The organism is Altererythrobacter sp. MTPC7 (assembly GCF_042851395.1).
GTDB lineage: Bacteria > Pseudomonadota > Alphaproteobacteria > Sphingomonadales > Sphingomonadaceae > CAJXSN01.
This window is the reverse complement of sequence record NZ_BTGS01000035.1, coordinates 1-3,814: the sequence shown is the minus strand read 5'-3', so window position 1 is coordinate 3,814 and position 3,814 is coordinate 1. Positions and strand designations below refer to the sequence as shown.

Genomic DNA, 3,814 nt, shown 5'->3' with positions numbered 1-3,814 from the left:
CCCCTTGCTGTCCGACCGCCCAGCCTCCCATGCGCAGCACGAACGGCACCGTCAGAGACAGCCCGGCGGTGAACAGCGGACCTTTCCGCAGGATCAGTTCGTGGAGGAGGATGAATACCGGCGCGGTGAAAAGCGCGCCGAGAATAGCCAGCTCGGCCCAATCACGCGACGCGATCGCGCCGAGCGGCGCGAACAGGAGCGCCGCCGCTCCCAGCATGATCGTGCCCGCGCCGGTAATGGCGGGGAGGGCGGACATTGCGGGCAAATGGCCCATCCGACCTCGAAAAACATAGCCATAAAGGGCGTAGGAAGCGGTGCCCGCGAACCCCAGCAGCGCGCCACCCAGCATCATGGAGAGGCCACCTTGCGAGCCCGGACCGTGCGGCCGTCCATCGGCGAGGACGTAGCCGCAGGCCCCGATCATCGCGAGGATGGTGCCGGCGACGCGGAGCCGTGTGACCGGCTCCTGAAAGGCAACGGCGCCGATGGCGAAGGTGATGCATGGCAGCAGCGATGTGATGAGGCCGATCCGCGATGCCCCGATCATGCCGGTGCCGATCATCGTTCCGGCATAATAGCCGAAGAACCCAAGGAGCCCGAGCAGCGCGACGGCTCCAGGCCGCGACGCGGCCACCCGGACAGCGGGACGCCGTGCCGGGTTCAGCATGGCGATAGCGGTCAGCGCGACGAAGGCCGTCCCGGTTCGGCCTGCCGCCACCACCAGCGCCGGCATCCGCGCGACGAGATCGCCCGCGATCAGCCAGCTCGCGGCGAGCAACAGGATGAGAGCGATCGAAAGCGCGGGAATGACCAGCACGCCTTTCCCGCGCGGAGGTGGGGGAGTGTCCTTCACTGAAGAAATCCTGATCGACCTGCGCACGGGGGAGCGCGCAGGACAGCCGGCAAGCCTGCCTTTCGCGGAGGATGGCAGGCTTGCCGGTAGCTACGGTTTGCCGATCAGGCGGCGGCCTCGAACGCGCTCAGGCGGCAGAAGCAGGCGGCGGCGATCTTGATGTCGGCGGAGGCCACGGCGATGTCGCGCTGAAGGACGATTTCCTTCGCCTCGTCGTGGCGGCCCAGCTTCGTCAGGCATTCATGTAGGCCGTGCAGGCTCCAGACATTGTTGGGGCGGATGCGGCGACGGCCGAGCTTGCGGGTCAGGCCGAGATCGATGCGATGCTCGGCCGCCGCTTCCTCGTGCCGGCCCTGCTCGACCAGCAGCGCGCAGTAGGCGTGACGGACGGGCTGGAGCCAGGCCGGCGGATCGCTGTAGGGCAGCGCATCTTCCAGCGCGATCGCCTCGCGCAGCAGCGCGAACGCCTCCTCGATATTGCCCTTGCGGTATTCCAGTTCGCCGTCGAGCATCTTGGCCGCGATCTTCAACGCCTCGATCTCCTTGATCGGGATCGAGTTGAGGCGCGATTCGGGCACCTTCTTCACAGCGGCGATGAAGTCCTCACGCGCCGCTTCCGCCTCGGGCACGCGGCGCAGCGCCGCATAGGCGATGCCGCGGGCATAGTGGATCATCGCCACGGTCGAGCAATAGAGGTCCTGGTCCTCCGGCAGCTCCAGTTCCAGTATCTCTTCCCAACGGCCGAACCGGATCAGGACATGGGGCAGGGTGGTGCCGTGCGCTTCGAGCAGGTCGGCCATCGGCGGGCTGGAAATGCTGAGCAACTGCGGCGTCAGCACCTCCTTGAGTCGGCCCGCCATGTAGAGCGCTTCACGCGAGCGGCCCGCCATCATCGCGCCATAGGAACCGACCATCATGTTGTGGACGCGATAGACGTTGTACCAGACGCCGATATCGGTCTCGTGGCCGAAATAGCGGTCGTCGGCCGCGATCGCGTCGAGGTTCGAATCGACCACGCGGCGCCAGTCACCGCACGCATTGTCGATATGGGTCGACATGTGTGCCAGGTGAGAGCCGTCCTTCGACAGGCGACGCAGGCGATCGGCGGCGGGCAGCGCGATCTCCGGGATTGGCGACATCTCCATGAGGTGAATGTAGAGGTGGTTCAGCACGGGATGCCGGTCGCCGCCGGGGCGCGGCAGGGCATCCTCGATCACCTCACGCGCCTCCAGCGTGCCGGGGCCGATCGGCTCGCCGGTGTCCAGATCCCACAGCGCGCGCGGGCTGAGACAGATCAGCGCGTCGCCGAACAAGGCGGCGGCATCGATGTCGTCGGAGAACTGCTTGTAGAAAGTGCGCATCGCATCGGCATAGGCGTGATTGAGCCGGTCGAACTCGGCTTCATCCTGGGTCGGCGCGTCGGGGAAGCGCGGACCGAGCGCATCGATCAAAGCGCGCTCAAACGGCGTGGCATTCTTCGCCGCGGCCTTGCGGGCGCGCTCCAGCGCGGCCTGCGCCACCTCGATGCTCTTCGCCATGTCGGCGCGATCGAACAGCCGCCACGCCTTGTTGTAGTTCGGCCCCGAACCGAAGGCGATGCCCCAATGCGCCATCGCGCAGTCGGGGTCATAGGTGGCGGCCTTGCGGAAGCAGCGCACCGCCTCTTCCGGGTTGAAGCAATAGGCCCAGGCGAGGCCCCGATCGAACCAAAGCTGCGCCTCTGGCGACGAGGTGGTCACATCCCGGCGGAAATCACCGAGGTCATAATAATCATCCGACATGAGAGTATGGCTCCGTTGGGGGGCGTCGACTCATCGCAGGCGACGGCGACCGTTTATCAATAACGTATGAATATGTGTTCATACGACTTGCGTCAAGGCGGGAAAGCCGTTAAGCCCCACCGCGAAGACCACCACGAATCAGGTTATGGGTTTCGATCCATCTCGATTCCTGTGATCGCGGAAGAGTGTAAGACAGGATCGTGACCCGGCTGCTGCGCCTCCTTTTCGTGCTGATCGCGTCGTCGCTTGTGGTGACGGCGACGGTCCACGCACGCGAGCAGCAGGGTAGTGCCGTGATCGAATGCAGCGGCTTTGTGCATACCGACGGCGACGCCGATCAGTCGCAAGGCGATGCCGACAAATCCATTCCGCACCATCATGGCTCCTGTCAGGGGACGGTGATGCAGGTGCCGGCGAAATATAGCCTTCCCGCCGCGCTGCACGATGCCGGGCTGCGCCCCATCGCCGGGGCCGATCAGATACTGGCCTCCGGGTCGGTAGAGCCGGGATTGCGGCCACCCAACGCCTGACTGACGTCGCCGGCCGGTTGCTGACCGGCCCGTTATCGTTCGTCAGGAAGATCTCACATGGAAAAATTGCTCGCGGCTTTGCTGGCCGCGGCGTCGTGCGCCACGATGGCGCACGCGCAGACGGCGGGGCCATTGCCGGCTGAAACGGCAGGCCCCGCCACCACATTCGACGTTTATACGCTCGACCAGGCCGTGATGGCGGCAGGCGGGTCGGCGCCGGCCAGCGAAGCGGCGACCGCCGCGATCGAGGCGGCGCGGCAAGGGCGCACCGTGGCGGGCCTTCGTCCCAACCCGCAGGCGCAGGGGCAGATCGAAAATATCGCCGGCAGCGGCGCCTATCGGGGCTTGCGCAGCGCGGAGACGACGGTCGGGGTCGCGATCCCGATCGAGCTTGGCGGCAAGCGGAGCGCGCGTGTCGCGGTCGCGACCGCCCAGCTCTCGCGCGCCGAACTCCAGGCCGCGATCGTCGCGGCGGATGTTCGCGTGCAGGTGACGCAGCTCTATGTCGAGGCGATCGCGGCCGAACGGCGGCTCGTGACGGCGCGCGATCAGGTGCGGATCGCGAGCGATGCGCTGCGCGCGGCCTCGGTGCGGGTCCAGGCAGGGCGTGCCTCGCCGCTCGAAGAGCAGCGCGCGAACGTCGCCAAGGT

4 protein-coding genes are annotated in these 3,814 nt (G+C 66.7%); 2 read left to right on the top strand and 2 right to left on the bottom strand.

All coding sequences use genetic code 11. From position 1 onward, the window contains the following. Positions 1–817: DMT family transporter (locus tag ACGHJ7_RS14675; protein ID WP_390479164.1), on the bottom strand; the 817-nt coding region annotated here is incomplete at its 3' end. Between the two features lie 140 nt (positions 818–957). Then, positions 958–2,634, bottom strand: coding sequence for a tetratricopeptide repeat protein (locus tag ACGHJ7_RS14670; protein ID WP_390479162.1), 1,677 nt, complete (start codon positions 2,632–2,634; stop codon positions 958–960). A gap of 200 nt (positions 2,635–2,834) precedes the next feature. On the opposite strand from ACGHJ7_RS14670, the gene ACGHJ7_RS14665 reads away from it, so the two are divergent. Further along, a complete protein-coding gene (locus ACGHJ7_RS14665; RefSeq protein ID WP_390479160.1) occupies positions 2,835–3,164 on the top strand; it encodes a hypothetical protein in 330 nt (109 codons plus the stop codon). 57 nt (positions 3,165–3,221) lie between these two features. After that, positions 3,222–3,814, top strand: a 593-nt coding sequence (locus ACGHJ7_RS14660) for a TolC family protein (RefSeq protein ID WP_390479158.1), incomplete at its 3' end; no start/stop codon positions are given.

Bases quoted from the DNA above. Each gene is read 5' to 3' on its own strand.
- ACGHJ7_RS14670 (WP_390479162.1), bottom strand. From the start codon at position 2,634: ATGTCGGATGATTATTATGACCTCGGTGATTTCCGCCGGGATGTGACC.